Below are 20,785 nucleotides of genomic sequence, written 5' to 3'. Positions count from 1 at the left end.
ACGGTCACGCCCATGCCGCAGATCCCCGACCAGACCGGCCGCCGCATCGTCGTCACCGGCGCGAACAGCGGAACCGGCAAGGAGACCGCCACCCGCCTCGCCGCAGCCGGCGCGTCCGTCGTCCTCGCCGTCCGCACGACCGCGAAGGGCGACCAGGCCGCAGCCGACATCCGTGCCGCGCACCCCGGCGCCGACGTCGAGGTGCGGGAGCTCGACCTCGCCGACCTCGCGAGCGTGCGCCGGTTCGCCGCGGGCATCGCCGCGGACGACCGGACGCTCGATGTCCTCGTCAACAACGCCGGGGTGATGGCGCCGCCGAAGCGGTTCGAGACGGTCGACGGCTTCGAGCTGCAGTTCGGCACGAACTTCCTCGGCCCGTTCGCCCTGACGAACCTGCTGCTCCCGACGCTGCTGCGCTCGCCGGACGCCCGGGTCGCCACGATGTCGAGCCTCGCGGCGATCCCCGGCCGGATCCGCTTCGACGACCTGCAGTGGGAGCGCGGCTACAACGGCTGGCGGGCGTACGCGCAGTCGAAGCTCGCCGACCTGCTGCTGGCGCTGCACCTGCACCGGCTGTCGGTCGAGCTCGACTGGCCGCTCGTGAGCACCGCCGCGCACCCCGGTTACACCCGGACGAACCTGCAGTCGGCGGGGCGGTCGCTCGGTCGGTCGAAGCCCGTCCGGTCCTCGAACCGCGCACTGCCCTTCACGCAGGACGTCGAGCAGGGCTCCGAGCCGCTGCTGTACGCCGCGGTCGGGCCGAACGCGGTCGGCGGGGCGTACTACGGACCGTCGGGGCCGTTCGGGCTCGTCGGGCCGACCACGACCGTGACGATCCCCGGTTCGGCACGGAAGGCCGACCTGGCGCGTTCCCTCTGGGCGGTCGCCGAGGACCTCACCGGGACCACCCCGCCCGTCTGAGTCGGCCGGACGGTCCAGGAGGCGCGCCTCATCCCCGCCCGTCCGCCGTCAGAACCGCACGTGGTCGCGTTCGAACGCGGCCGTCACCGCCGCCGCGATGGCCCGCTGTCCGCGCACGGTCGGGTGCACGTCGTCGGACTGCATCCACGTCGGGTGCCCCCGCAGCGGCTCGCCGATGTCGACGTAGGTGCCGCCCTCGCGGGCGAGGGCGTGCCGGAGCGCCCCCGAGATGGACACGAGCTGCGCGGGCGGGGCGTCCTGGTTCCAGATGGCACTGAGGCCGATGAGCCGCGCGTGCGGCAGCCGACGGTGCACCTCGTCGACGACCTGGTCGGTGGCGCTCCGGACCTCGGCGGTGTCGAGTCCGAGGTCGTTCGAGCTCGCCTGCACGAGGACGACCTCGGGTCTGAGGTCGACCGCGCGCCCGACGATGGTCGCGTAGTCGCTCGCGCAGTCGTCGTCGTCGCCGAGGGCAGCCACACCGGCACCGTCGCACGACAGGTTCGTGAGCGACCAGCCCTGGGCGTCCGCGACGATGGCCGGCCACGCCTCGGCGGTGGTGAGGCCGTGCCCGCCGCTGATCGAGTCGCCGACGACCACCACGCCGACACCCGCGGCGTCGTCCCAGGGGCGGGTCGTCGCCGTCGGGTGGGGCGTCGCGTCGGCAGCGGCCGGCGGGTTCGAGGCGCACGCCCCGAGGGAGACGGCCACGACGACCGCCGTGAGGACGGCGAGCACGCTCCGGGTTGCGGTGGTCACGAACGGTGAAGGTACGCGCTCCGGCCATGCCCGGCCGCGGGTGCGCGCTGCGGGTGCGCTCAGGCGCGGTGCGGCGCGGTTCGGCTCTGCGAGGACCGCGCTCAGGCGCGGTGCAGCTCGACCGAACCGTCCAACCGGCCCGGTTCGGTCAGCCGCGCGTGCTGCAGGACGGTACGTCCGGGGGCGACCGCCGCGGCGACGATCGACAGCGTCGCGAAGTGCCCGTCCGGCTCGTGCGCGTCCCGGAGGATCGCGTCCGGTTCGTCCGCCGGCAGCGACGCCGACTCGGCGAGCAGTCCGAACCAGCCGCCCCACCCGTCGCCGGCGTCGGCACCGGCGTCGGCCGCCCGCAGCTCGTCGAAGGGGCCGAGCACCGGCGGCCCGACCGGAGCGTCGACGGCACGGAAGGCGTCGAGCCACCGCCCGATGCGCGGCGCCGCGGGGTCGTCCGGTTCGCCGTGCGTGACCATGTGCACGCCGGGGCCGAGCGCGGTCGTCCGGACCTCGGTGCCGTCCCACGTCGTGACCTCGGCGCCGTCGGCCGTCGCCCGCACGAGGTTGAACGCGCGCGTCGTGGGCAGGGTGCCGTCGTGGCCCGGGAGCTCCCCGGTGACCGCGTCGAGCGGGACGACCCCGCGGGTGGTCCACGTGCCGTCGTCGCTCGGCACCGGTTCGCCCCGGTTGAGCACGACCGCGAGCCCGGCACCGTCCGACGCCGCGAGCCACGCCCCGCCCGCCCAACGGTCGCGGACGCCGCGGATCGACGGGTCGCGCTCGGGCCACCAGGCTGCCGGCGGGTCCCACGGCCGCTCCGGCGACTCGTCGCGCATGGCGAGCATCGTGACGGGCCACTCGGACCCGGGGTCGACGCGGACGACGACGGTGCACATGGGATCGATCCTCGCACGACGTGCCGGGTAGCGTGACCGGTGTGAACGCAGCAGCAGAGCGCCGTCTGACCGTCGTCGTCGGGATCACCGGGGGCATCGCCGCGTACAAGGCCGTCGGCGTGGTGCGCGACCTCGTCAAGCGGGGACACGACGTGCACGTCGTCCCGACCGAGGGCGCGCTCCGCTTCGTCGGGCTGCCGACCCTCGAGGCGCTCAGCCGCAACCCCGTCACCACGAGCGTGTTCGAGGACGTCGCCGAGGTGCGCCACGTCTCGCTCGGACGCCGGGCGGACCTCGTGGTCGTCGCCCCCGCCACCGCGGACGCGCTCGCCCGGATGACCGCGGGGCTCGCCGGGGACCTGCTCGGCACGACGCTGCTCGCGACCGAGGCGCCCGTCGTCGTTGCTCCCGCGATGCACCCGCAGATGTGGGAGCACCCGGCGACCCGGGCGAACGTCGAGACCCTGCGGGAGCGCGGCGTCCGGTTCGTCGGCCCGGTGGTCGGGGCCCTGACGGGCGACGACGCGGGGATCGGCCGGATGGCGGAGCCCGAGGACATCGTCGCCGGCGCCCTGGCGGTGCTGGACGACCCGGCACCGGCCGGCCGGACCGGCGCGGACCACCCGACGGACGCGGGTCGTGGCGACGGGGACGACCCGCGCCCCCCGACCGACACCGCCTTCCCGCCGACCGCAGCCGCCGCCGAGAAGGCGGGGACCACCGGCGCCCGCGGTGAGCTCGGCGACCTCGCCGGCGTCCGCGTCGTCGTGAGCGCCGGCGGCACGCGCGAGCCCTTCGACCCGGTCCGGTTCGTCGGCAACCGTTCGAGCGGTCGTCAGGGCGTCGCGATCGCCGCCGACGCGGCCCGACGCGGCGCGGCCGTGACGCTCGTCAGCGCGAACGTGGACGCGTCGCTGACCGCCGGACTCGACGCGACCGTCGTGCCGGTCGGTTCCGCCCTGGAGCTCGCCGACGCCGTCCACGCCGCAGCAGCCGATGCCGACGTCGTCGTGATGACCGCGGCCGTGGCCGACTACCGGCCCGCCGAGGTGCGTGCTGACAAGCTCAAGAAGGAGGCGCAGGGCGACACCATGACGCTGGAGCTGGTGCGGAACCCCGACGTCCTCGCCGACCTCGTCGCGTCCCGCCGGACCGGCCAGATCATCGTCGGCTTCGCGGCGGAGACCGAACCCGACCGTGCCGCGCGCATCGAGCTCGGCCGCGCCAAGATCGCCCGCAAGCCGGCGGACATGCTCGTCGTGAACCACGTCGGCTGGTCCGCGGGGTTCGAACGCGAGGAGAACGCCGTCGAGGTGCTCGTCCCCGGCGGCGAGGTGGTCCGCGAGGCCTCCGGCAGCAAGGCCGATGTCGCGACGGTCGTCCTCGACCTCGTCGCGACCGCACTGACCTGAGCCGAGCTGAGCCGACCTGGGGACTCTCCGTGCGTCCCGAGCGCGCCGCGGGCACCATGGACGCATGCGACGACGCGAGCGCGCACGACGCGCCACCCGGACCGCCACCCTCCTCGCCGTCGTGCTGGGCGGGGCCGGCGTCACCCACTTCCTGCGGCCGAGGGGCTACGACCGGATCGTCCCGGACGCCCTCCCGCCGCGCCTGACCACCCTGGCGTCCGGCGCCGCCGAGCTCGGCATCGCGACCGGCCTGGCGATCCCGGCCACCCGTCGTGCCGCGGGCTGGGCTGCCGCCGCGCTGTTCCTCGCCGTCTTCCCCGCGAACGTGAAGATGGCGAACGACCTGCTCGACAGCCCGCGGTCGACGCGGGCGATGCGGCTCGTGTCGGTGCTCCGCCTGCCCCTGCAGGCACCCCTCGTCGCCTGGGCCGTGCGCGTCGGCCGGCACGCGCCACGACGGTGACCGAGCCCGCGCGGGACCGAGCCGCGGTCCCCCTGCTGCACCGACCGGTGACGGTGCACGCCTGGGAGGACGTCGTCTTCGCGCACTGGCGCCACGACCCCGAGTCGCTCGCGCGTCTGGTGCCGCGCGGCACCCGCCCCGACGTCGTCGACGGGAGCGCGTGGGCCGGTCTGACGGCGTACGTCTTCCGCGAGACCCGGGTGCCGCCGTTCCCGCCGTCGGGACGCCTCGGCTCGATGACCGAGGTGACGATCGAGGTGCTCACCGTCGACGACCGCGGTCGCCGCGGGGTCGCCTACCGCACGGTCGACACCGCGAACGTGCCCGCGATCGTGGCGGCGCATGCCCTGCTCGGGGTGCCGTACACGTTCGCGCACGCGCGGGCGCGACGTCGTGGGGACACGCTGTCCTACCGGTCGGTGCGGCACCCGGCACGCTCCCTCCACCCGGTCCGCTGGCTCCGCGGACGCCGGGGCGGCACCGGGTCCGGCGCGGCGTGGCCCGGCGGTCCGGTCTGGCCGGGCAGCACGGGTGGGCCAGGAGGCGCGGTGCGACCCCGCCACGACGCCACCGTCCGGGTCGTGGCCGGTGACGTCGTCGACGACCGGCTGGCGACGGACCTCACCACCCGACAGGGCATCCACGCCCGGCACCTCGCGCAGACGCTGTTCTGGCAGCGCCAGCACCCGCCGCTGACGATCCGGTCGGCACGGCTCGAGCGGCTCGGCGGCGACCTGCCCGACGCCGTCGGGATGCCCGGGCTCCTCGACCGCGAACCCGACTCGCTGCTCGTCGTGGACGGCACGACCGTCCGCTACGCCTGGGGGGACGTGGTCCGGTGAGCGTCGATCCGCACGACACCGACCAGGACGGCACGGACCGGTTCGACCTCGACCGGTTCGTCCGCGCGCAGCAGGGTGTGCACGACACCGCGCTCGCCGAGCTGCGGCGTGGCCGGAAGTCGTCGCACTGGATGTGGTTCGTGTTCCCCCAGCTCGCCGGGCTCGGCCGCTCGCCCACCGCGCAGCGGTACGCACTCGACGGCCTCGACGAGACCCGGGCGTACCTCGACCACCCCGTCCTCGGCCCGCGGCTGCTCGAGGCGACCCGTGCGGCGGAGTCCGCCCCGGCCCGGACCGCCGACGACCTGCTCGGGGGCATCGACGCGCTGAAGCTCCGGTCGTCCATGACCCTGTTCGCCGCGGCCGCCGCCGACCCGGAGCCGTTCCGGGCCGTCCTCGACCGCTGGTACGACGGCACCGAGGACCCGGTGACCCTCCGGCTGCTCCACCCTCACGACTGACACGCTCCGAGCCGACAGGGACACCGTTCACATATCAGGTACGGTGAACCGTGCGTCCGCACCGACCGGTGGGACGCCCGCCGACGCCACGATCCCGGAGGAACCCGCATGCCGGTCCCCAGCAGTGCACCGACCGAGCACCAGCTGCTCCGCGACACCGTCCGGCTCAAGATCCACGCCGCGATCATGGACGGCACGCTCGAGCCCGGCGAGCGGCTCAACGACGACGAGCTCATCGCCTGGCTCGGTGTCTCCCGCACCCCGATCCGCGAAGCACTGAGCCAGCTCGCACGCGCCGGCCTGATCGAGATGGCGCCGAACCGCTACACGCGGGTCACCACGCCGGACCCGACCGAGGTGGTCGAGGCGCTGCAGACCCTGGGCGTCCTGTTCGGCGGGGTCGTGCGGCTGGCGGTGCCGCGCCTCGGTGCGAGCGCGAAGAAGAAGATCCTCGCCCAGCTCGACGCCACCATCGCGGACTACGAGTCGCACGACGTCGCCGCGGTGAACCGTGACGCCCTCGCCGTGTTCGCCCGCTACGTCGAGGAGTGCGGCAACGAGAACCTCCAGCGCGTCTGCCGGGACACCATGGACGGCCTCGCGTTCCGACTGCGGCTCCCGAACCTCGACGAACTCGTCGACTGGGACCAGATGACGGCCGACTTCCGCCGTCTGCGTGAGGCCACCGCGTCCGGGGACAACATCGAGGCGGAGCTCGCGACCGAGGCGATCCACCTGCTCCCCGGCGAGAAGCGCTGACCCCACCTGAGCGCCCGTACAGGAACACGCCCGTCTCGCCCTCGCGAGGCGGGCGTGCTCCGTCCGCCACGGCGGTCGGCGACACCACGGCGACCCGCGCGACGCTCCCAGTCACACCGTTCGACGAGCCGGTAGCATCGCCCCGACCACCCCGTCGAGCGACCCGGAGCACCGTATGAGCCACCGCCAGCCGGACCGTACCGAGATCGCCGCGCGCCTCGCCGCGGCGGTCGGCCGGATCAACCGGCGGGCCCGCACGGACTCGGCCTCGCTCGGGTACGGCATCGTCTCGGCGCTGGCGACGATCCAGCGCGAGGGACCCCTGCGCCCGGGCGACCTGTCGCGGATCGAGGTCGTCACGAAGCCGACGATGACCCGCATCCTGACCGAGCTCGAGCAGCGCGGGTTCATCGAGCGCGAGGCGGACCCCCGAGACGGTCGGGCGTTCATGGTGACGGCCACCCCCGAGGGCATCGCAGCGGTCGAGCGAGCCCGTTCCACCCGCACCGGCATCGTCGCCGAGCTCATCGCCGAACTGCCCGACACCGACGTCGACGCCATCGCCGCCGCGCTCGACGCCCTCGAACGCGTCGCACAGGGCGAGCGCACCCAGGAAGCTCACACCTCCCGGGCCTGATCGGGCCGTTACCGAACCGTTACCAACGGGTAGACGGACGGTTCTGCCAGACAAACTGGACGGTGCACCCAGCAACACCGGTCATCGTGGCGGCTTCGCCCAGCGGCGGCCACCCCACGGTCGCCCGTCGGCGGACGGACGGGCCCCACACCACCGTCCGGTCCTCCCCCGGCTCGCGAACTCCTGACGACGGACGTCTCGTTCATCCGCACCCCTGCGCGCTCCCCCACCCCGCGTGCAGCGTCACGAGTCACGCACCACGAGCCGGCCGACCACCGGAATCGATGACAGGACGCAACACCGACCTCCCGACCACCACCGCCTCGACCCGACGTGAGGCCCTGAACTCCCCCAACCGGCGCCTCCGCCGCGCGCTCCGCCGCCCCACCACGCTCATCGTGGGCGGGGCCGCAGTCCTCGCCGTCGCCGGAGGCATCGCCACCGTCGGCACGCAGCCCGCGATCGGCGAGGCCCTCGGCATGCCGACCGCCAGTGCGACCGCGGCACCGGCACTCGCCGGGACCGCGCTCGACCGGGCCCAGGCCGCGGCGACCATCGCCACGGCTGAGACGATCGCCGACTCGGCGAACGAGAAGACCGACACCGGCGTCCTCGAGCGCCGCATCGACGCGCTCGACGACTACCGGAAGCTCTCCGGCGCGGCGCTGACCTCGAGGATTTCCTCGACGGTCGACGCCACGACGGCGGTCGCGGACGCCAGCGCCGCGCAGGACAAGCAGGACGCCGACGCGAAGGCCGCCGCGGCCGCCGCAGCGAAGCGCGCCGCGGCCGAACGGGCAGCAGCCGCCGAGGCCGCGCGCAAGCAGGCCGCCGCCAACACGGTCGAGGGCGCCAAGGCGACCGCGAGCTCGCTCGCCTCGTCGAAGTACGGCTGGGGTTCCGACCAGTTCCAGTGCCTCGACAACCTGTGGACCAAGGAGTCCGGCTGGAACTACCAGGCCGTCAACGCGAACGGCGGCGCGACCGGCATCCCGCAGGCGCTCCCCGGGTCGAAGATGGCCACGATCGCGTCCGACTGGCGGACGAACGCGACCACCCAGATCACCTGGGGCCTGCAGTACATCAGCGACGCGTACGGCACCCCGTGCGCCGCGTGGTCGCACTCGCAGGCGTCGAACTTCTACTGAGCCGACGCCAGGCACGCACGATGAACGACCCCGGGTCCTGCACCCGGGGTCGTTCATCGTGTAGGCATACGCAGGTGACCACCATCGGACTCCGCCGCATGGCACCCCGCGACCCCACCGAGGGACACCGCGCCGCCAGCCCCCTCGAGCTCCTCTTCGACCTCGTCTTCGTGGTCGCCGTCGGGTTCGCCGCGACGAACCTGCACGAGATCGAGGTCGAGGGGCACGTCTCGTCGGCCGTCCTCGCGTACGCCTTCGTCTTCTTCGCGATCTGGTGGGCGTGGATCAACTTCACCTGGTTCGCCACCTCGTTCGACACCGACGACTGGCTCTACCGCGTGATGACCTTCGTGCAGATGGCGGGGGTGCTCGTGCTCGCCGCCGGGGTGCACGCCGCGATGGTCGAGGGGTCGACCACGGTCGTCGTGCTCGGCTACGTCATCATGCGGCTCGCCCTCGTCGGGCAGTGGCTCCGGGTCGTCGCGTCGTCGTCGGAGTACCGGCGGACCGCACTCCGGTACGCCGGCGGCATCGTCGTCGTGCAGGTGCTCTGGGTGCTCGCGCTCCTGCTGCCGGACGGCGTCTCGTGGGGTGTGATCCCGGTGCTCATCCTGCTCGAGGTCCTCGTCCCGCCGTTCGCCGAGGCCGGCACGCAGACCACCCCGTGGCACACCCGGCACATCGCGGAGCGGTACTCCCTCTTCACGCTGATCGTCCTCGGCGAGGGGCTCGTGGCCTCGGCGAACGCGGTCATCGACGGCATCGCGCACGCCGACCACCTCGGGTCGCTCCTCGTGCTGGCGGCGTGCGGGCTCGTGATCGTCGCCGGACTGTGGTGGATCTACTTCTCCCGCGAGCAGCACGACCACATCCGGTCCCTGCCGACCGCGCTCCTGTTCGGCTACGGTCACTACCTCGTCTTCGCCGCCGCCGGTGCGCTCCCTGCGGGGATCGAGGTCGCGGTGAGCGCCGACGCGGGCGAGGCCGACCTGTCGCACGCGACCGTCGCCGCCACGATCGCCGTGCCGGTCGCGTTGTTCGTGCTGTCGATCTGGGCGCTGGCGCTCCGGCCGTCCCTCAGCCTCGGCTGGAACGTCGTCGTCGTGGCGCTCGCGCTCGCGGGGCTCGCGAGCATCGCCGTGCCGTCGGTGTCCCTCGTGGCGACGGCACTGCTCGTCGCCGCCGTGGTCGTCGTGCTGGAGGTCGCCGACCGACGACCGTGACCCGCGGGCGGACGTGAGCGGGGCCCGTGACGGTGACCGGCTGACGGACGGGAGGCGCGGTGCGGGCCCGCGACGTCCCTCCCGAACCGCAGGCGGGTGCGTCAGCCGACGCGCGCGATCCGCACGTCGACCCGGCTGAGCGGCAGGCCGTGCTCGGTCGCTGCGGCGAGCGCCGCGAGGTGCGCCGCGCGTGCCGTCTCGGGTGCCGGGACGGAACCGTCGGTCCCGATCACGATGCGGAGGACGTCGTCGTCGAGCACCACGCGCGCGACCGCGGTGCGGGTCGCGAGGTTCTTGGCGGCACCGACCGCGCTGCCGAGCGTCGGGCGTGCCCGGTAGAGCTCCGCGACCCCGGGGACCGCGACGACCGCTGCCTCGATCGCGGCGAAGGTCTCGTCGTGGCTGCTCATGCTCGTTCCTCCTCGGCGTCGGGGTCCGGCTCGTCGTCGGACGGTGGCAGCAGGTCGCGCACCACGACGTCCACGGACTCGACGAGCAGGTCGGTCTCGGTCGCGAGGACCTCGGCGACGGTCTCGCGGATGTCCGACGCCACGCGCTGGATCGTCGACCCGACGCGGACGGCGATCTCGACGACGATGCGCACCGGGGCACCGAGCTCGGTGACGTCGCCCTCGAGCGTGCACCGTGCGATGAGGGCGTCGGGCACCGCGTCGCCGGCGGTCCGGACGAGCGAGCGGATGGCGCCCTCGGTCATCACCGGGCGTTCGGTGGGCGCCGCCGGGCGGAGCGGGACGTCACGGCCGGCGCGTGCCTCGAGCGAGATGTTCGCGAGCACGCCGCTGATCCACGACTCGTCGGCGGGTGCTTCCTGTTCGGCAGCGGCCTCGAGCGAGCCGAGCGAGGACTGCCGGAGCCGCACGATGGCGGCCAGGGCGTTCTGGCACGCGGCAGAGTGGTCGATGCTCGGGTCGGCCGGCTGCATGCCGGCGTCGAGGTAGTCGGCCAGCTCGTCGATCGTGTGGCCGTCGAGGTCGTCGGGTTCGAGGGAGTCGAGCCGGACGGGATCGGGTTCGGTCATCGCCATCCCTCCATGAGACGGATCATGTTCTTTCGCGCCCGGGACAGCAGTCCCCGGACGGTCGAGGGCGGGAGGTCCAGTTCCTCCGCGATGGCCTCGTACGAGTACTCGAGCACTTCCTTCATCACCCACGTGCGGCGCTGCGCCTCGGGCAGTTCCGCGAGCGCCGTCTCGACCGCTTCCTCGCGGGAGCGGGCCTCGGCGACGCGTTCGGGTGCGTCGTCCGCCGGTGCCTCGACCTCGAGCTCGGTGACGTCGTCGTGGAACCGCCGGGCCCGGATGCGGTCGATGCACTTCCGGCTGAGGATGCGCATGAGCCACGCCTTGACCCGGGCGCCGTCCTGGAGCGTGTCGAGCTGGTTCCAGGCGGTGATGAACGTCTCCTGCACGACGTCGTCGAGTTCGTCGGTCGAGCCGAGGGTCCGGCGCGCGTAGGCACGGAGCAGGGGGGTGTGGCGCCGGATGAGGACCTCGAACGCCCGGACGTCGCCGTCGGACGATCGACCAGCGAGGACGGCGTCGTCGAGGTCGGTGAGGGGCTGGTGGTGCACGCTTTCCTTCTACTGGTGTGGGGTCGGGGGTTCCTGAGTGCGGTGCCGTCGTGCCGCTAGGCCGTGTGGGCCGGGTGTCCGTGCGTGCGGCGGACCTTCATCGGGCCGACGGGCCGCGCGGACAGCGACCGGACGCGTGCCTGCGCCAGGACGTGCTCGTGCCCGACGCGGACGAGCGCGGTGGTCGCGAGGTGTGCTGCGGGTGCGGTGTCGGTCATGACGGGGTCCTCCATCGGGGTGCTCACCGATGGGACGGAACGAACAGCCGGATCGTCACACTTCTGCGTGCGCGGGTTCTGCGGCAGGCTGGGGGCATGTCCCTCGTCACCGCCGTCTGCCGCGTCGACCGCCTGCTGCCCGACTCCGGCACCATCGGGGTCACCGCGATCGACAAGCGCCCCGTCGACGGCCCCGTCCGGGTCCGTCCGCTCGGGCTGTACGCCGACGTGCAGGCGGACCGGAAGCACCACGGCGGCGAGGACCAGGCGGTGTACGCCTACGCGGACGAGGACGCGACGTACTTCGCGGACCTGCTCGACCGGGACGTCCCGCCGGGGTTGTTCGGCGAGAACCTGCGCACGACGGGCGTCGACGTCACCGGGGCCGTGACGGGGGAACGCTGGCGGATCGGTGAGACCCTCGAGCTCGAGGTCACGATCCCGCGGATCCCCTGCGGCACCTTCGCCCGCCGGATGCGGGTGGACAAGTGGGTCAAGCGGTTCACGGAGGAGGGCCGCCCCGGCGCCTACCTCCGCGTGGTGCGGTCCGGGCCCGTGTCCGCCGGCGACCCGGTCGTCGTCACCCACCGACCGGACCACGGCGTCACGATCGGCCAGCTCTTCGCGGGCCTGACGCCCGAGCAGGCGCGGGCCGTGCTGTCGTCGGGGCGCGGGACGGGTCCCGGCGGCCCGGGGACGGGCGGGCTCGCGCCGAAGGTCGTCCGGGACGTGTCGAAGGTCCTGGCGCGCGCGACCGCCTGAGTGCGGGCGCTCCGCCGGGCCGTGGTCAGTCCGGCTGCGTCCGGCGCACGGGGTCGATCGGGCGCTTCGCCTGCGGCAGCTTCGCGACGACGAGGTCGTAGGCGTTGCCGACGAGGTCCTCGACCAGGGTCTCGTCGATGCCGTCCCCGGGTGACAGCGTGATCCAGTGCTGCTTGTTCATGTGCCAGCCCGGGGTGATCTCGGCGTGGTCGCGCACCAGGGCGGCACCGTGGGGCGGCGCGCACTTGAGGTTCACGATCGGCACGCCACGGAGCTCGGAGGTCATCACGAACATCTTGCCGACGACCTTGTAGACGAACGCGCCGTCGCCGAAGGGCTGGGTCTCCGCCACCGCGGGCAGGGCCATCGCGGTGCGGATCGCGACCTCGTGCAGCGTCTCGCCGTCCATGTGCTCCAGCATGCACCGGACCGCCGACGGTGCACCTCGTTCTGGGGTGCGTGCGGACCCCGGTTCCGAACTATCCTCAGGCCGTGCACATCACCCGAACCCTCAGCATCGCCGCCGCCACCGCCGTGCTCGCCGCCACCGCCGTCGTCGGAGGCGCCTCGACCGCGCAGGCCGCCCCGACCGTCTACAAGAACTGCACCGCCGTGCAGAAGGTGTACTCGGGCGGGATCGCGAAGAAGTCCGTCACGAAGAACCGCGTCACCTCGAAGGGCAAGGTCACGTACCGGGCGCTCAAGGGCACGGTGAAGAAGGACGACGCGCTGTACGCGGCGAACAAGAAGATGGACGCCGACGGCGACGGGATCGCCTGCGAGAAGAGCTGACCCGACTGGTCAGAGGGGCGGGACGCCCTCGTGTCCCGAGCGCGGGCGCGCCGTCCCGGCGACACCCGTCACGACCGACCCCGGTGGGACGTCCTTCGTCACCACCGTGTTCGCGCCGACGACGGAGTCCGCGCCGACCGTGATCGCGCCGATGAGCGACGACCCGGCACCGAGCACGACGCGGTCCCCGACCGCCGGGTGCCGACGAGCTCCGGGCCCGTGGTCGCCCCCGCGGCCGCCGAGGGTCACCCCGTGGAAGAGCACGACGTCGTCGCCGACCACAGCGGTCTCCCCGATGACGACCCCCATGCCGTGGTCGATGAAGAACCGGCGGCCGATGCGGGCACCGGGGTGGATCTCGATGCCGGTGACCGACCGGGCGACCTGCGCGAGGACCCGGGCAGCGAACCGCGACCCCGGCAACCCCTCGGCGATCCAGAGCCGGTGCGTCAGTCGGTGGGTCCAGACGGCGTGCAGCCCCGAGTAGACGATCGCGTTCTCGAGGTCGCCACGGGACGCGGGGTCACCGCGGCGTGCTGCGGCCAGGTCCTCCCGGACGGTCCGCAGCACGCCTCGTCGGGCGGGACGACTCACGCAGTGAGTCCCTCGAAGAGGACCGTCGACAGGTAGCGCTCACCGGTGTCGCACACGATCGCGACGACCCGCTTGCCCGCGTTCTCCGGACGCGCGGCGATCTCGATCGCGGCGTGGATGATCGCGCCGGACGAGATGCCCGCGAGGATGCCCTCCTGCGTGCCGAGGTCGCGGGCGACCCGGAGCGCGTCGTCCAGCTCGACGTCGAACACCTCGTCGATGACGGACTGGTCGAGGACCTCGGGGATGAAGTTCGCGCCGATGCCCTGGATCTTGTGCGGACCCGCCTTGCCCTCGGTCAGCAGCGGCGAGTCCTTCGGCTCGACCGCGACGATCTGCACACCGGGCACGCGCTCCTTGAGGACCTGGCCGACACCGGTGATCGTGCCGCCCGTACCGACGCCCGCGACGAACACGTCGACGTGCTCCTCGGTGTCGCGGAGGATCTCCTCCGCCGTCGTCTTCCGGTGGATGGCCGCGTTCGCCGGCGTCTCGAACTGGTGGGCCAGGATCGCGCCGGGCGTCTCGGCGACGATCTGCTCCGCCTTCGACACCGCGCCCTTCATGCCCTCCGGCCCAGGGGTGAGGACGATCTCGGCACCGTAGGCGCGGATGAGGGCACGACGCTCGACGCTCATCGTCTCGGGCATCGTGATGACGACCCGGTACCCGCGAGCCGCACCGACCAGTGCGAGCGCGATGCCCGTGTTGCCGGAGGACCCCTCGACGATCGTCCCGCCGGCCTGCAGCTCGCCGGACTCCTCGGCAGCGTCGATGATCGCGACGCCGAGCCGGTCCTTCACGCTCGCACCCGGGTTGTAGAACTCGAGCTTCGCCAGGACCTCGGCGCCCCCCTCCTTCGGGAGGCGGTTCAGCCGGACCAGCGGCGTGTTCCCGAACGCCTGCGAGATGTTGTCGTGGATCGTGCCGCTCATCGGTACCGTCCTCTTCGGGTCAGGTCGCGTGCCTCCGCCCTGGAGGCACGGCGTGCGCTGCGATCCTAGCGATCCGACCCCGGATGGTGCTGCCTCGTGACGCGTGCTGCGCACCGGGCGCTCGCCGCGCCTCCCGTCCGTCACGCCGCGACCGGGACGCGCGTACCGTGCGCCGCAACGACGAGGAGGTCGCCATGTCCAAGGAGCAGCAACCCGACGCCACGCCACCGGTCGTCGACCGCGCAGCGTTCGACACGGCGCTCGCCGCGCAGGTGCGCGACGAGAAGGAACTCACCCGCCACGGCGACCGCGTCTCGGCCGCGCGGCGACGGCTCCCGATGGTCCGCGTCGACGACTACGAGTTCACGGGTCCCGACGGTCCCCTGCGACTGACGGAGCTGTTCGCCGGGAAGTACCTGCTCCTCGTGCAGAACGTCATGTACGGACGGGACTGGGACGCCGGCTGCCCGAGCTGCACGTGGGCCGTCGACAACCTGCCCGCCGACATGGGCCGGCTCGACGACGAGGGGATCGCGTTCGCGATGGTCTCCGAGGGGCCGATCGAGCGGCTCGAGGCCTGGCGGCAGCAGCACGGGTGGCCGCACACGTGGGTGTCGTCCGGCGCGACGAGCTACCACGACGACTGGGGCTGGACCGTGCACAGCGACGACTGGGACGGCCCGGTGCCCGGGTACTCGTACTACCTGCTGCGCGACGGTGTGCCGTACCTGACCTACGCGACCGGTGCGCGCGGGACGGAGGCGATCCTGCCGGTGCCGCACATCATGGACCGCACGGTGTACGGGCGGCAGCAGGACTGGGAGGACAGTCCCGAGGGCTGGCCGCAGTACCCCACCTACGGCTGACCGGGCCGCCGGTCAGCGCACGTGCGCCGTCCGCGCGAACCGCTCGTCCGTCGCCGCGAGCACCCGCAGCACGTTGCCCCCGGCCAGGGCACGCAGGTCCTCCGGGCCCCAGCCACGACGCTGCAGTTCCGCCGCCAGCACCGGGTACCGCGACACGTCCCGCAGGTCCGGCGGCAGCACGGGCGTCCCGTCGTAGTCGCCGCCGAGCCCGATGTGCGCCGCACCGACCACCTCGCGCGCGTGCTCGACGTGGTCCGCCACGTCCGACACCGTGACGAGCGGGGGCTCCCCCACCGAACCGGCGTCCTCCCACTCGGCCCACGCCCGGGACACGAACTTCGGCACGAAGGTGATCATCACCACACCGCCGTTGTCGCGCAGGCGGGCGAGCACGTCGTCCGGGACGTTCCGCGGGTGGTCGTTCACCGCGATCGTCGACGAGTGGCTGAACACCACCGGCTGCGTGGCGACGTCGAGGGTGTCACGCATGGTCTCCGGCGATGTGTGCGACAGGTCGACGAGCATCCCGATCCGCTCCATCTCGGCCACGACCTCGCGCCCGCGGTCGGTCAGCCCGCCGTGCGGGTGGGAGCCGGTGGCCGAGTCGGCCCAGGGTGTGTCGTCGTTGTGCGTGAGGGTCATGTACCGGACCCCGAGCCGGGCGAGGTCGCGGAGCACCGCCAGGTCGTCGCCGATCGAGTGGCCGCCCTCGGCACCGAGGAGCGACGCGGTCCGCCCGGCGTCGACGGCCGCGACGACCTCGGCCGCGGTACGGGCGAGGGTGAGCGACTCCGGGTACCGCTCGATGATCCGGTGTGCGAGGTCGACCTGCTGCAGCGTCGCGCGGACGGGATCGGGGACGTCGGTGGGGACGAACACCGACCAGAACTGCCCGACCACCCCGCCGGCACGGAGCTTCGGCAGGTCGGTGTGCAGGGACCCCTGCTCGGAGTCGATGCCCTCGACCCCGGAGTCGTGGGTCTCGCGCCGCTCCCAGGGCAGGTCGTTGTGTCCGTCGATGACCGGGAACGGGAGCGCGTCGATCGTCATGCCACCGACGCTACCGCGACGACCGCCGTCGCTAGGCTCGCCCCATGGACCCCGTCACGCTGCGGACCGAGCGGCTGGTCCTCTCGGTCCCCGAGCTCACCGATGCCGACGACGTCGTCGCCTACGCGACCGATCCCGACGTGGTGGCGTTCATCCCGATGCCCGAACCGTACGGTCACGCCGAGGCCCGCCACTGGCTCACGGCCGTGGTGCAGGACGGCTGGGCGTCGGACACCCGCTACGAGTTCGCCCTCCGCCGTGCCGACGACCCACGGCTGCTCGGTACCGTCGGGCTCTTCGGGTTCGCCGGCGGCGGCGCGGAGATCGGGTACGCGACCCACCCGGACGCCCGCGGGCACGGCTTCGTGACCGAGGCGGCGGACCGCGTGCTGCAGTGGGCGTTCGCGCCGGCTCCCGACGGGCTCGGGCTCGCGCGCGTGCAGTGGCGGGCGATGGCGGAGAACCTCGCGTCTATCGCCGTCGCGCAGCGGCTCGGCATGCGGTACGAAGGGCGTCAGCGGTCCTCGGTGCTCCAGCACGGCCGCCGCCACGACCAGCTGCTGGCAGCCGTCCTGCGCGACGACGACCGATCCGTCCGACCGGACTGGCCGACGTCGTGACCGTCGCGTTCCGGGTCGTCACCGACCTCGCCGCCCCGCCGGAGCGCGCATTCGCGCTGTCGCTCGACATCGGCGCGCACGAGCGGTCCATGGCCGCCACGGACGAGCGAGCGGTCGCGGGCACCACGGCCGGCACGATCGGGCTCGGTGAGTCCGTCACGTGGCGCGCGCGGCACTTCGGGATCGTGTGGCGGATGACGAGTCGGATCACGGCCCTGGAGGCGCCCCACCGGTTCGTCGACGAACAGGTGCGTGGACCGTTCGCCCGGTTCCGGCACGAGCACCGGTTCGAACCGTCGGCCGGCGGCACGCAGATGGTCGACGAGATCGAGTTCCGTGCACCGCTCGGGGTGCTCGGGGTCGTCGCCGAACGGCTCGCGCTGGCTCGGTACCTGCCGCGGCTGATCCGGGAGCGCAACGCCTCGCTGGCGGCCGAACTCGCCGGCGAGCGCGGCGGTGCCGGCGACGACGAGCGCGGCGACGGCACGGGTCAGGGCGCGGCGAGCTCCCCCAGCGCGTCGTAGGCCTGCGCCACCGCGTCCACCCGTGCGCGTCCGCCCGGGCCGGATGCCTCGTACACGTCGTTCGCGACCGCGGCGACGACGGCGAACAGCGCCGCCATCGAGTCGAACGCCGACGGGGAGTCCACCGGGCAGAGGATCGCCGTGGCCGCCGGGGCCGCGATGACCGCCGCGGTCGGGTCGCCCAGGACGACGACGTCCGCGCCGCTGGCGACGCAGTGCCGCACGAGCTTGCCGATGCCGGCGGCGTGCCGGCGCACCGTGACGATGATGACGAGGTCGCGTCGGTCGAGGTCGGCCACCTCTTCGCCGAGGCGCTGTCCCGGGGCCGGGCCGATGCGGACGTCCGGTCGGACCTGCGCGAGCTGGGCGCGCAGTTGGAGGGCGATCGGGTACGCCCCGCGCTCCCCCGCCACGAGCACCCGGCGGGCGCGGACGATCCGACGGGCGAGACGGGGACGGTCGGCCCGGGCGAGCGAGGCGAACGCGGCGTCGAGGTTGCGCGACTCGACGGCGCGCTGGTCGACGTGCGCCGCGTCCTCGGCGGCCCACGGCAGGCCGGAGCCCCGCGCCGACATCAGGTTCTGCCGGACCTCGGCGGCGTCCTGGAAGCCGAGCGACCGGACGAGCCGGGAGACCGTGGCCTTCGAGGTGCCCGACTCGGCGGCGAGCTCGGCCGAGGTCCCGACGAGCAGGAGTTCGGGGTCGTGGCGCACCATCGCGGCGACGCGGCGCTCGGCCGGGGACAGCTGCTCCCACACCGAGTCGATGCGCGCCCGGACGTCGGGGCCCGCGGTGCTCACGCTACGGCCACCCGTCCGACCGCGACCGCGAGCGCGTCGAGCCCGAGGGCGATGTCCTCGGTGGAGACGAACTCGTCGGGGTGGTGGCTGATGCCGTCCGGGTTGCGGAGGAAGAGCATCGCGACGTCGGTCACGAGCCCGAGCGACATGGCGTCGTGTCCCGCGCGGGAGAACAGCTCGATCGGACGGGGCTCCCCCGTCGACTCGATGCCCGCCCGGACGGCGTCCATCAGCCGCGGTGCGCAGAACACCGCCGGCGCACGGTGGACCTCGGTCGGCTCGACGCTGACGCCACGGCGCTCCCCGATGAGCGCGAACGCCTTCGTGATCTCGTCCCACACGGCGTCGCGTCCCTCGTCGAACTCCCCGCGCAGGTCGACCGAGAACCGTGCCAGCCCCGGGACGACGTTCACCGCGCCGGGTTCGACGGTCATGGTGCCGACCGTGCCGACGTGCTGCGATGCCCGGCAGATCCGTTCGACGGCGAGGGCGGCCTCTGCGGCGGCGAGCAGGGCGTCGTGCCGTCGGTCGTAGGGGGTGCCGCCGGCGTGCCGCGCCTCGCCGACGGCCTCGACGGTGAACCGCCGCGCGCTCGCGATGCTCGTGACGACGCCGAGCGCCTGACCGGCCTGTTCGAGGTACGGCCCCTGCTCGATGTGCGCCTCGAGGTAGCCGGCGAGCGCCGACGGTTCGACCGCGGCCTCGTGCACGCGCGACGGGTCGAGCCCGAAGCGGGTGAAGGCGTCGCGGAGGGTGACCCCGTCGCCGTCGGCGAGGTCCCACCAGGACTCGTCCCAGACACCGGCGACCGCGGAGGACCCGAGCAGCGCCTTGCCGAAGCGGGTGCCCTCCTCGTCGGAGAACGCGATGACCTCGAGCGCGACGGGGAGCGGGCCGTCGGCGGTCACCCGCGCCACCGTCCGGATGGCCATGAGGACCCCGACGATCCCGTCGTACCGGCCGGCGTCCACCACGGTGTCGAGGTGCGACCCGAGCAGCAGCACGGGGGCGTCGGGGGTCGTACCGTCGACGCGGCCGTGCAGGTTGCCCGCCGCGTCCTGCCAGGTGCTGAGGCCGGCGTCGCGCATCCAGCCGGCGACGATCGCGTTGACCCGTGCGTGCTCCGGCGAGAGGTAGACGCGGGTGATCCGGCCGGGCTCCTCGGTGACGGTCGCGAGTTCGTCGCACCACCCGGCGATCAGCGTCGCGTCGGCGGTGGCGGTCGCGGAGGCCCGGACCGCGGACGGCGCGCTCACGCCGACACCCCGGCAGCGACGACGCCTGCGCCGGCGTAGACGTCGAGCGCCGCGTCCACGCCACCGCCGGACGGCACCGCGTGCCCGGCCCGGCGCAGGGCGTGCTCGAGCGCGGCGAGGGTCGTCACGACGGTGTCCTTGCGCGCGTTGTAGCCCATGGTGCCGATCCGCCAGACCCGTCCGTGCAGCGGCCCGAACGACGTGCCGATCTCGATGCCGTGGTCGTCGAGCATCGCGGCACGGACCTGGTCGCCGACGACGTCCGACGGGATCTCGACCGCGACGACGTTGTGCATCTTGTGCCCGAGGTCGCCGAAGACGCCGAGCCCGAGTGCCTGCACCCCGGCGGTCATCGCGCGGCCGGCGGTCTCGTGGCGTGCGACCACGGCGTCGCGGCCCTCCTCCAGCAGGATCCGGGCGCACTCGTTCGCGGCGTAGAGCATCGACGCGGCCTCGGTGTGGTGGTTGAGCCGTCGCGGGCCCCAGTAGTCGAGGATCATCGCGAGGTCGAGGTAGTTCGACCGGATGGGTTCGTCGGCGACCTCGTCCCCGGGTTCGCGGATGCCCGCCTCGACGCTGCGCCGCTGGTCGAGCACGGCGACGGCCCGCGGCGAGACGGTGAGCGGCGCGCTGCCGGACGGTCCGCCCAGGCACTTCTGCAGCCCCGCGCTCACGGCGTCGATGCCCCATGCGTCGACCTCGAGCGGGTTGCCCCCGACGGTGGCGGTCGCGTCGGTGTAGAACAGCACGCCGTACCGTTCGCAGATCGCTCCGAGCTCGTCGAGCGGCTGGTTCATCGTGGTCGAGGTGTCGCCCTGCACGATCGCCAGGACCTTCGGGCGCACCTGCGCGATCGCGTCCTCGATCGCCGACGGGGTGAACACCTGCCCCCACTCGGTCTCGATCGTGTGGACCTCGGCCCCGGCACGCCCGGCGATCTCGGCGAGCAGGTGCCCGAAGCGCCCGAACACCGGCACGAGCACGCGGTCCCCCGGGGCGAGCAGGGACACGAGCGCCGCCTCGATGCCGGCGCGGGAGGTCCCGTCGACGAGGACGGTCGCCTCGTTCGTGGTGCCGAACACCCGCCGGTACAGCTCCTGCGTCTCGTTCATCGTGGTGGTCATCCACGGGTCGTACTGCCCGACGAGCGGTGTCGACAGGGCACGGAGCACCCGCGGGTCGGCGGTGATCGGCCCCGGTCCCATGAGTAGACGGGCGGGCGGGTTCACAGGGAGCATGTTCGGTCCTCTCGTTCCGGTGGAG

The 20,785-nt window shown here is 73.5% G+C and carries 27 protein-coding genes; 14 read left to right on the top strand and 13 right to left on the bottom strand.

From position 1 onward, the window contains the following. The first annotated feature begins 12 nt into the window (after window positions 1-12). Window positions 13-921 carry an SDR family oxidoreductase gene (locus J2X60_RS01755; protein ID WP_309886327.1) on the top strand — a complete coding sequence of 303 codons (909 nt, stop codon included), beginning with the start codon at window positions 13-15 and terminating at the stop codon, window positions 919-921. 48 nt (window positions 922-969) lie between these two features. Here J2X60_RS01755 and J2X60_RS01750 read toward each other — a convergent pair whose 3' ends face one another. Next, on the bottom strand, window positions 970-1,680 hold the full coding sequence (locus tag J2X60_RS01750; protein WP_309886326.1) for an SGNH/GDSL hydrolase family protein: 711 nt from the start codon (window positions 1,678-1,680) through the stop codon (window positions 970-972). A gap of 101 nt (window positions 1,681-1,781) precedes the next feature. Next, window positions 1,782-2,570: an NRDE family protein gene (locus tag J2X60_RS01745; protein WP_309886325.1), complete on the bottom strand. Its 789-nt coding sequence runs from the start codon at window positions 2,568-2,570 to the stop codon at window positions 1,782-1,784. A 65-nt stretch (window positions 2,571-2,635) separates the two neighbouring features. Between J2X60_RS01745 and J2X60_RS01740 the strand changes: the two genes are divergently transcribed. The 8 genes from J2X60_RS01740 to J2X60_RS01705 all read left to right on the top strand — a co-directional run bounded on the left by J2X60_RS01740 (window position 2,636) and on the right by J2X60_RS01705 (window position 9,515). After that, window positions 2,636-3,982, top strand: a complete 1,347-nt coding sequence (locus tag J2X60_RS01740; protein WP_309886479.1) for a bifunctional phosphopantothenoylcysteine decarboxylase/phosphopantothenate synthase — start codon at window positions 2,636-2,638, stop codon at window positions 3,980-3,982. Between the two features lie 64 nt (window positions 3,983-4,046). Continuing rightward, window positions 4,047-4,445: a hypothetical protein gene (locus tag J2X60_RS01735; RefSeq protein ID WP_071294565.1), complete on the top strand. Its 399-nt coding sequence runs from the start codon at window positions 4,047-4,049 to the stop codon at window positions 4,443-4,445. Continuing rightward, complete coding sequence (locus tag J2X60_RS01730; protein WP_309886324.1) at window positions 4,442-5,287, top strand: DUF2071 domain-containing protein; 846 nt, start codon at window positions 4,442-4,444, stop codon at window positions 5,285-5,287. The genes J2X60_RS01735 and J2X60_RS01730 overlap by 4 nt, the downstream gene beginning before the upstream one ends. Next, window positions 5,284-5,748 (top strand): DUF1810 domain-containing protein, encoded by a 465-nt coding sequence (locus J2X60_RS01725; RefSeq protein ID WP_309886323.1) that lies wholly within the window; start codon window positions 5,284-5,286, stop codon window positions 5,746-5,748. Before J2X60_RS01730 ends, J2X60_RS01725 begins: the two co-directional genes overlap by 4 nt. A 108-nt stretch (window positions 5,749-5,856) precedes the next feature. Continuing rightward, window positions 5,857-6,507: a GntR family transcriptional regulator gene (locus tag J2X60_RS01720; protein WP_071294568.1), complete on the top strand. Its 651-nt coding sequence runs from the start codon at window positions 5,857-5,859 to the stop codon at window positions 6,505-6,507. Between the two features lie 175 nt (window positions 6,508-6,682). Next, window positions 6,683-7,144 carry a MarR family winged helix-turn-helix transcriptional regulator gene (locus J2X60_RS01715; protein ID WP_070418288.1) on the top strand — a complete coding sequence of 154 codons (462 nt, stop codon included), beginning with the start codon at window positions 6,683-6,685 and terminating at the stop codon, window positions 7,142-7,144. 284 nt (window positions 7,145-7,428) lie between these two features. Beyond that, window positions 7,429-8,292 carry a phospholipase gene (locus J2X60_RS01710; RefSeq protein WP_229086898.1) on the top strand — a complete coding sequence of 288 codons (864 nt, stop codon included), beginning with the start codon at window positions 7,429-7,431 and terminating at the stop codon, window positions 8,290-8,292. A gap of 74 nt (window positions 8,293-8,366) precedes the next feature. Then, on the top strand, window positions 8,367-9,515 hold the full coding sequence (locus J2X60_RS01705) for a low temperature requirement protein A (protein WP_309886322.1): 1,149 nt from the start codon (window positions 8,367-8,369) through the stop codon (window positions 9,513-9,515). 101 nt (window positions 9,516-9,616) lie between these two features. Here the strand turns inward: J2X60_RS01705 and J2X60_RS01700 are convergent, their stop codons facing one another. Genes J2X60_RS01700 through J2X60_RS01685 form a run of 4 tightly spaced genes read right to left on the bottom strand, consistent with a single transcriptional unit; the run spans window position 9,617 to window position 11,323 of the window. Then, window positions 9,617-9,925, bottom strand: coding sequence for a hypothetical protein (locus tag J2X60_RS01700; RefSeq protein ID WP_309780106.1), 309 nt, complete (start codon window positions 9,923-9,925; stop codon window positions 9,617-9,619). Next, a complete protein-coding gene (locus J2X60_RS01695; protein ID WP_309886321.1) occupies window positions 9,922-10,554 on the bottom strand; it encodes a hypothetical protein in 633 nt (210 codons plus the stop codon). Before J2X60_RS01695 ends, J2X60_RS01700 begins: the two co-directional genes overlap by 4 nt. Further along, on the bottom strand, window positions 10,551-11,105 hold the full coding sequence (locus J2X60_RS01690; RefSeq protein WP_309780108.1) for a sigma-70 family RNA polymerase sigma factor: 555 nt from the start codon (window positions 11,103-11,105) through the stop codon (window positions 10,551-10,553). Before J2X60_RS01690 ends, J2X60_RS01695 begins: the two co-directional genes overlap by 4 nt. Window positions 11,106-11,161: 56 nt before the next feature. Further along, on the bottom strand, window positions 11,162-11,323 hold the full coding sequence (locus tag J2X60_RS01685; protein ID WP_175473682.1) for a hypothetical protein: 162 nt from the start codon (window positions 11,321-11,323) through the stop codon (window positions 11,162-11,164). A gap of 96 nt (window positions 11,324-11,419) precedes the next feature. On the opposite strand from J2X60_RS01685, the gene J2X60_RS01680 reads away from it, so the two are divergent. After that, window positions 11,420-12,085: an MOSC domain-containing protein gene (locus J2X60_RS01680; RefSeq protein WP_309886320.1), complete on the top strand. Its 666-nt coding sequence runs from the start codon at window positions 11,420-11,422 to the stop codon at window positions 12,083-12,085. 25 nt (window positions 12,086-12,110) lie between these two features. On the opposite strand, the gene J2X60_RS01675 is transcribed toward J2X60_RS01680, so the two are convergent. Continuing rightward, window positions 12,111-12,494: an MmcQ/YjbR family DNA-binding protein gene (locus J2X60_RS01675; RefSeq protein WP_309886319.1), complete on the bottom strand. Its 384-nt coding sequence runs from the start codon at window positions 12,492-12,494 to the stop codon at window positions 12,111-12,113. Between the two features lie 83 nt (window positions 12,495-12,577). Here J2X60_RS01675 and J2X60_RS01670 point away from each other — a divergent pair, with 83 nt between their 5' ends. Continuing rightward, on the top strand, window positions 12,578-12,877 hold the full coding sequence (locus tag J2X60_RS01670) for an excalibur calcium-binding domain-containing protein (RefSeq protein ID WP_139201839.1): 300 nt from the start codon (window positions 12,578-12,580) through the stop codon (window positions 12,875-12,877). Window positions 12,878-12,886: 9 nt separating this feature from the next. Here J2X60_RS01670 and epsC read toward each other — a convergent pair whose 3' ends face one another. Both epsC and cysK read right to left on the bottom strand, forming a co-directional pair. Then, window positions 12,887-13,471 carry a serine O-acetyltransferase EpsC gene (epsC, locus tag J2X60_RS01665; RefSeq protein WP_229086908.1) on the bottom strand — a complete coding sequence of 195 codons (585 nt, stop codon included), beginning with the start codon at window positions 13,469-13,471 and terminating at the stop codon, window positions 12,887-12,889. Beyond that, complete coding sequence (cysK, locus tag J2X60_RS01660; protein ID WP_071294571.1) at window positions 13,468-14,406, bottom strand: cysteine synthase A; 939 nt, start codon at window positions 14,404-14,406, stop codon at window positions 13,468-13,470. Before cysK ends, epsC begins: the two co-directional genes overlap by 4 nt. Window positions 14,407-14,600: 194 nt before the next feature. Here cysK and J2X60_RS01655 point away from each other — a divergent pair, with 194 nt between their 5' ends. Then, window positions 14,601-15,272, top strand: coding sequence for a DUF899 family protein (locus J2X60_RS01655; protein ID WP_309780111.1), 672 nt, complete (start codon window positions 14,601-14,603; stop codon window positions 15,270-15,272). A gap of 12 nt (window positions 15,273-15,284) precedes the next feature. Here J2X60_RS01655 and J2X60_RS01650 read toward each other — a convergent pair whose 3' ends face one another. Continuing rightward, window positions 15,285-16,322 (bottom strand): dipeptidase, encoded by a 1,038-nt coding sequence (locus J2X60_RS01650; RefSeq protein WP_309886318.1) that lies wholly within the window; start codon window positions 16,320-16,322, stop codon window positions 15,285-15,287. 44 nt (window positions 16,323-16,366) lie between these two features. Between J2X60_RS01650 and J2X60_RS01645 the strand changes: the two genes are divergently transcribed. Together J2X60_RS01645 and J2X60_RS01640 are read left to right on the top strand one after the other, a co-directional pair. Further along, window positions 16,367-16,942: a GNAT family protein gene (locus J2X60_RS01645; RefSeq protein WP_309886317.1), complete on the top strand. Its 576-nt coding sequence runs from the start codon at window positions 16,367-16,369 to the stop codon at window positions 16,940-16,942. Further along, a complete protein-coding gene (locus J2X60_RS01640; RefSeq protein WP_309886316.1) occupies window positions 16,939-17,466 on the top strand; it encodes an SRPBCC family protein in 528 nt (175 codons plus the stop codon). Before J2X60_RS01645 ends, J2X60_RS01640 begins: the two co-directional genes overlap by 4 nt. Here J2X60_RS01640 and J2X60_RS01635 read toward each other — a convergent pair. The 3 genes from J2X60_RS01635 to J2X60_RS01625 are packed head-to-tail and all read right to left on the bottom strand — an operon-like array spanning window position 17,433 to window position 20,760. Further along, window positions 17,433-18,266 carry a MurR/RpiR family transcriptional regulator gene (locus J2X60_RS01635; protein ID WP_070418280.1) on the bottom strand — a complete coding sequence of 278 codons (834 nt, stop codon included), beginning with the start codon at window positions 18,264-18,266 and terminating at the stop codon, window positions 17,433-17,435. The genes J2X60_RS01640 and J2X60_RS01635 overlap by 34 nt on opposite strands. Further along, a complete protein-coding gene (locus tag J2X60_RS01630) occupies window positions 18,263-19,522 on the bottom strand; it encodes an allantoate amidohydrolase (RefSeq protein WP_309886315.1) in 1,260 nt (419 codons plus the stop codon). The genes J2X60_RS01635 and J2X60_RS01630 overlap by 4 nt, the downstream gene beginning before the upstream one ends. Continuing rightward, complete coding sequence (locus tag J2X60_RS01625; RefSeq protein WP_309886314.1) at window positions 19,519-20,760, bottom strand: alanine--glyoxylate aminotransferase family protein; 1,242 nt, start codon at window positions 20,758-20,760, stop codon at window positions 19,519-19,521. Before J2X60_RS01625 ends, J2X60_RS01630 begins: the two co-directional genes overlap by 4 nt. Window positions 20,761-20,785: the final 25 nt, after the last annotated feature.

Origin of the sequence: Curtobacterium sp. 320 (assembly GCF_031455235.1) — a bacterium.
In the GTDB taxonomy this organism is placed as follows: Bacteria; Actinomycetota; Actinomycetes; order Actinomycetales; family Microbacteriaceae; genus Curtobacterium.
This window is presented reverse-complemented; position numbering and strand designations above follow the sequence as displayed.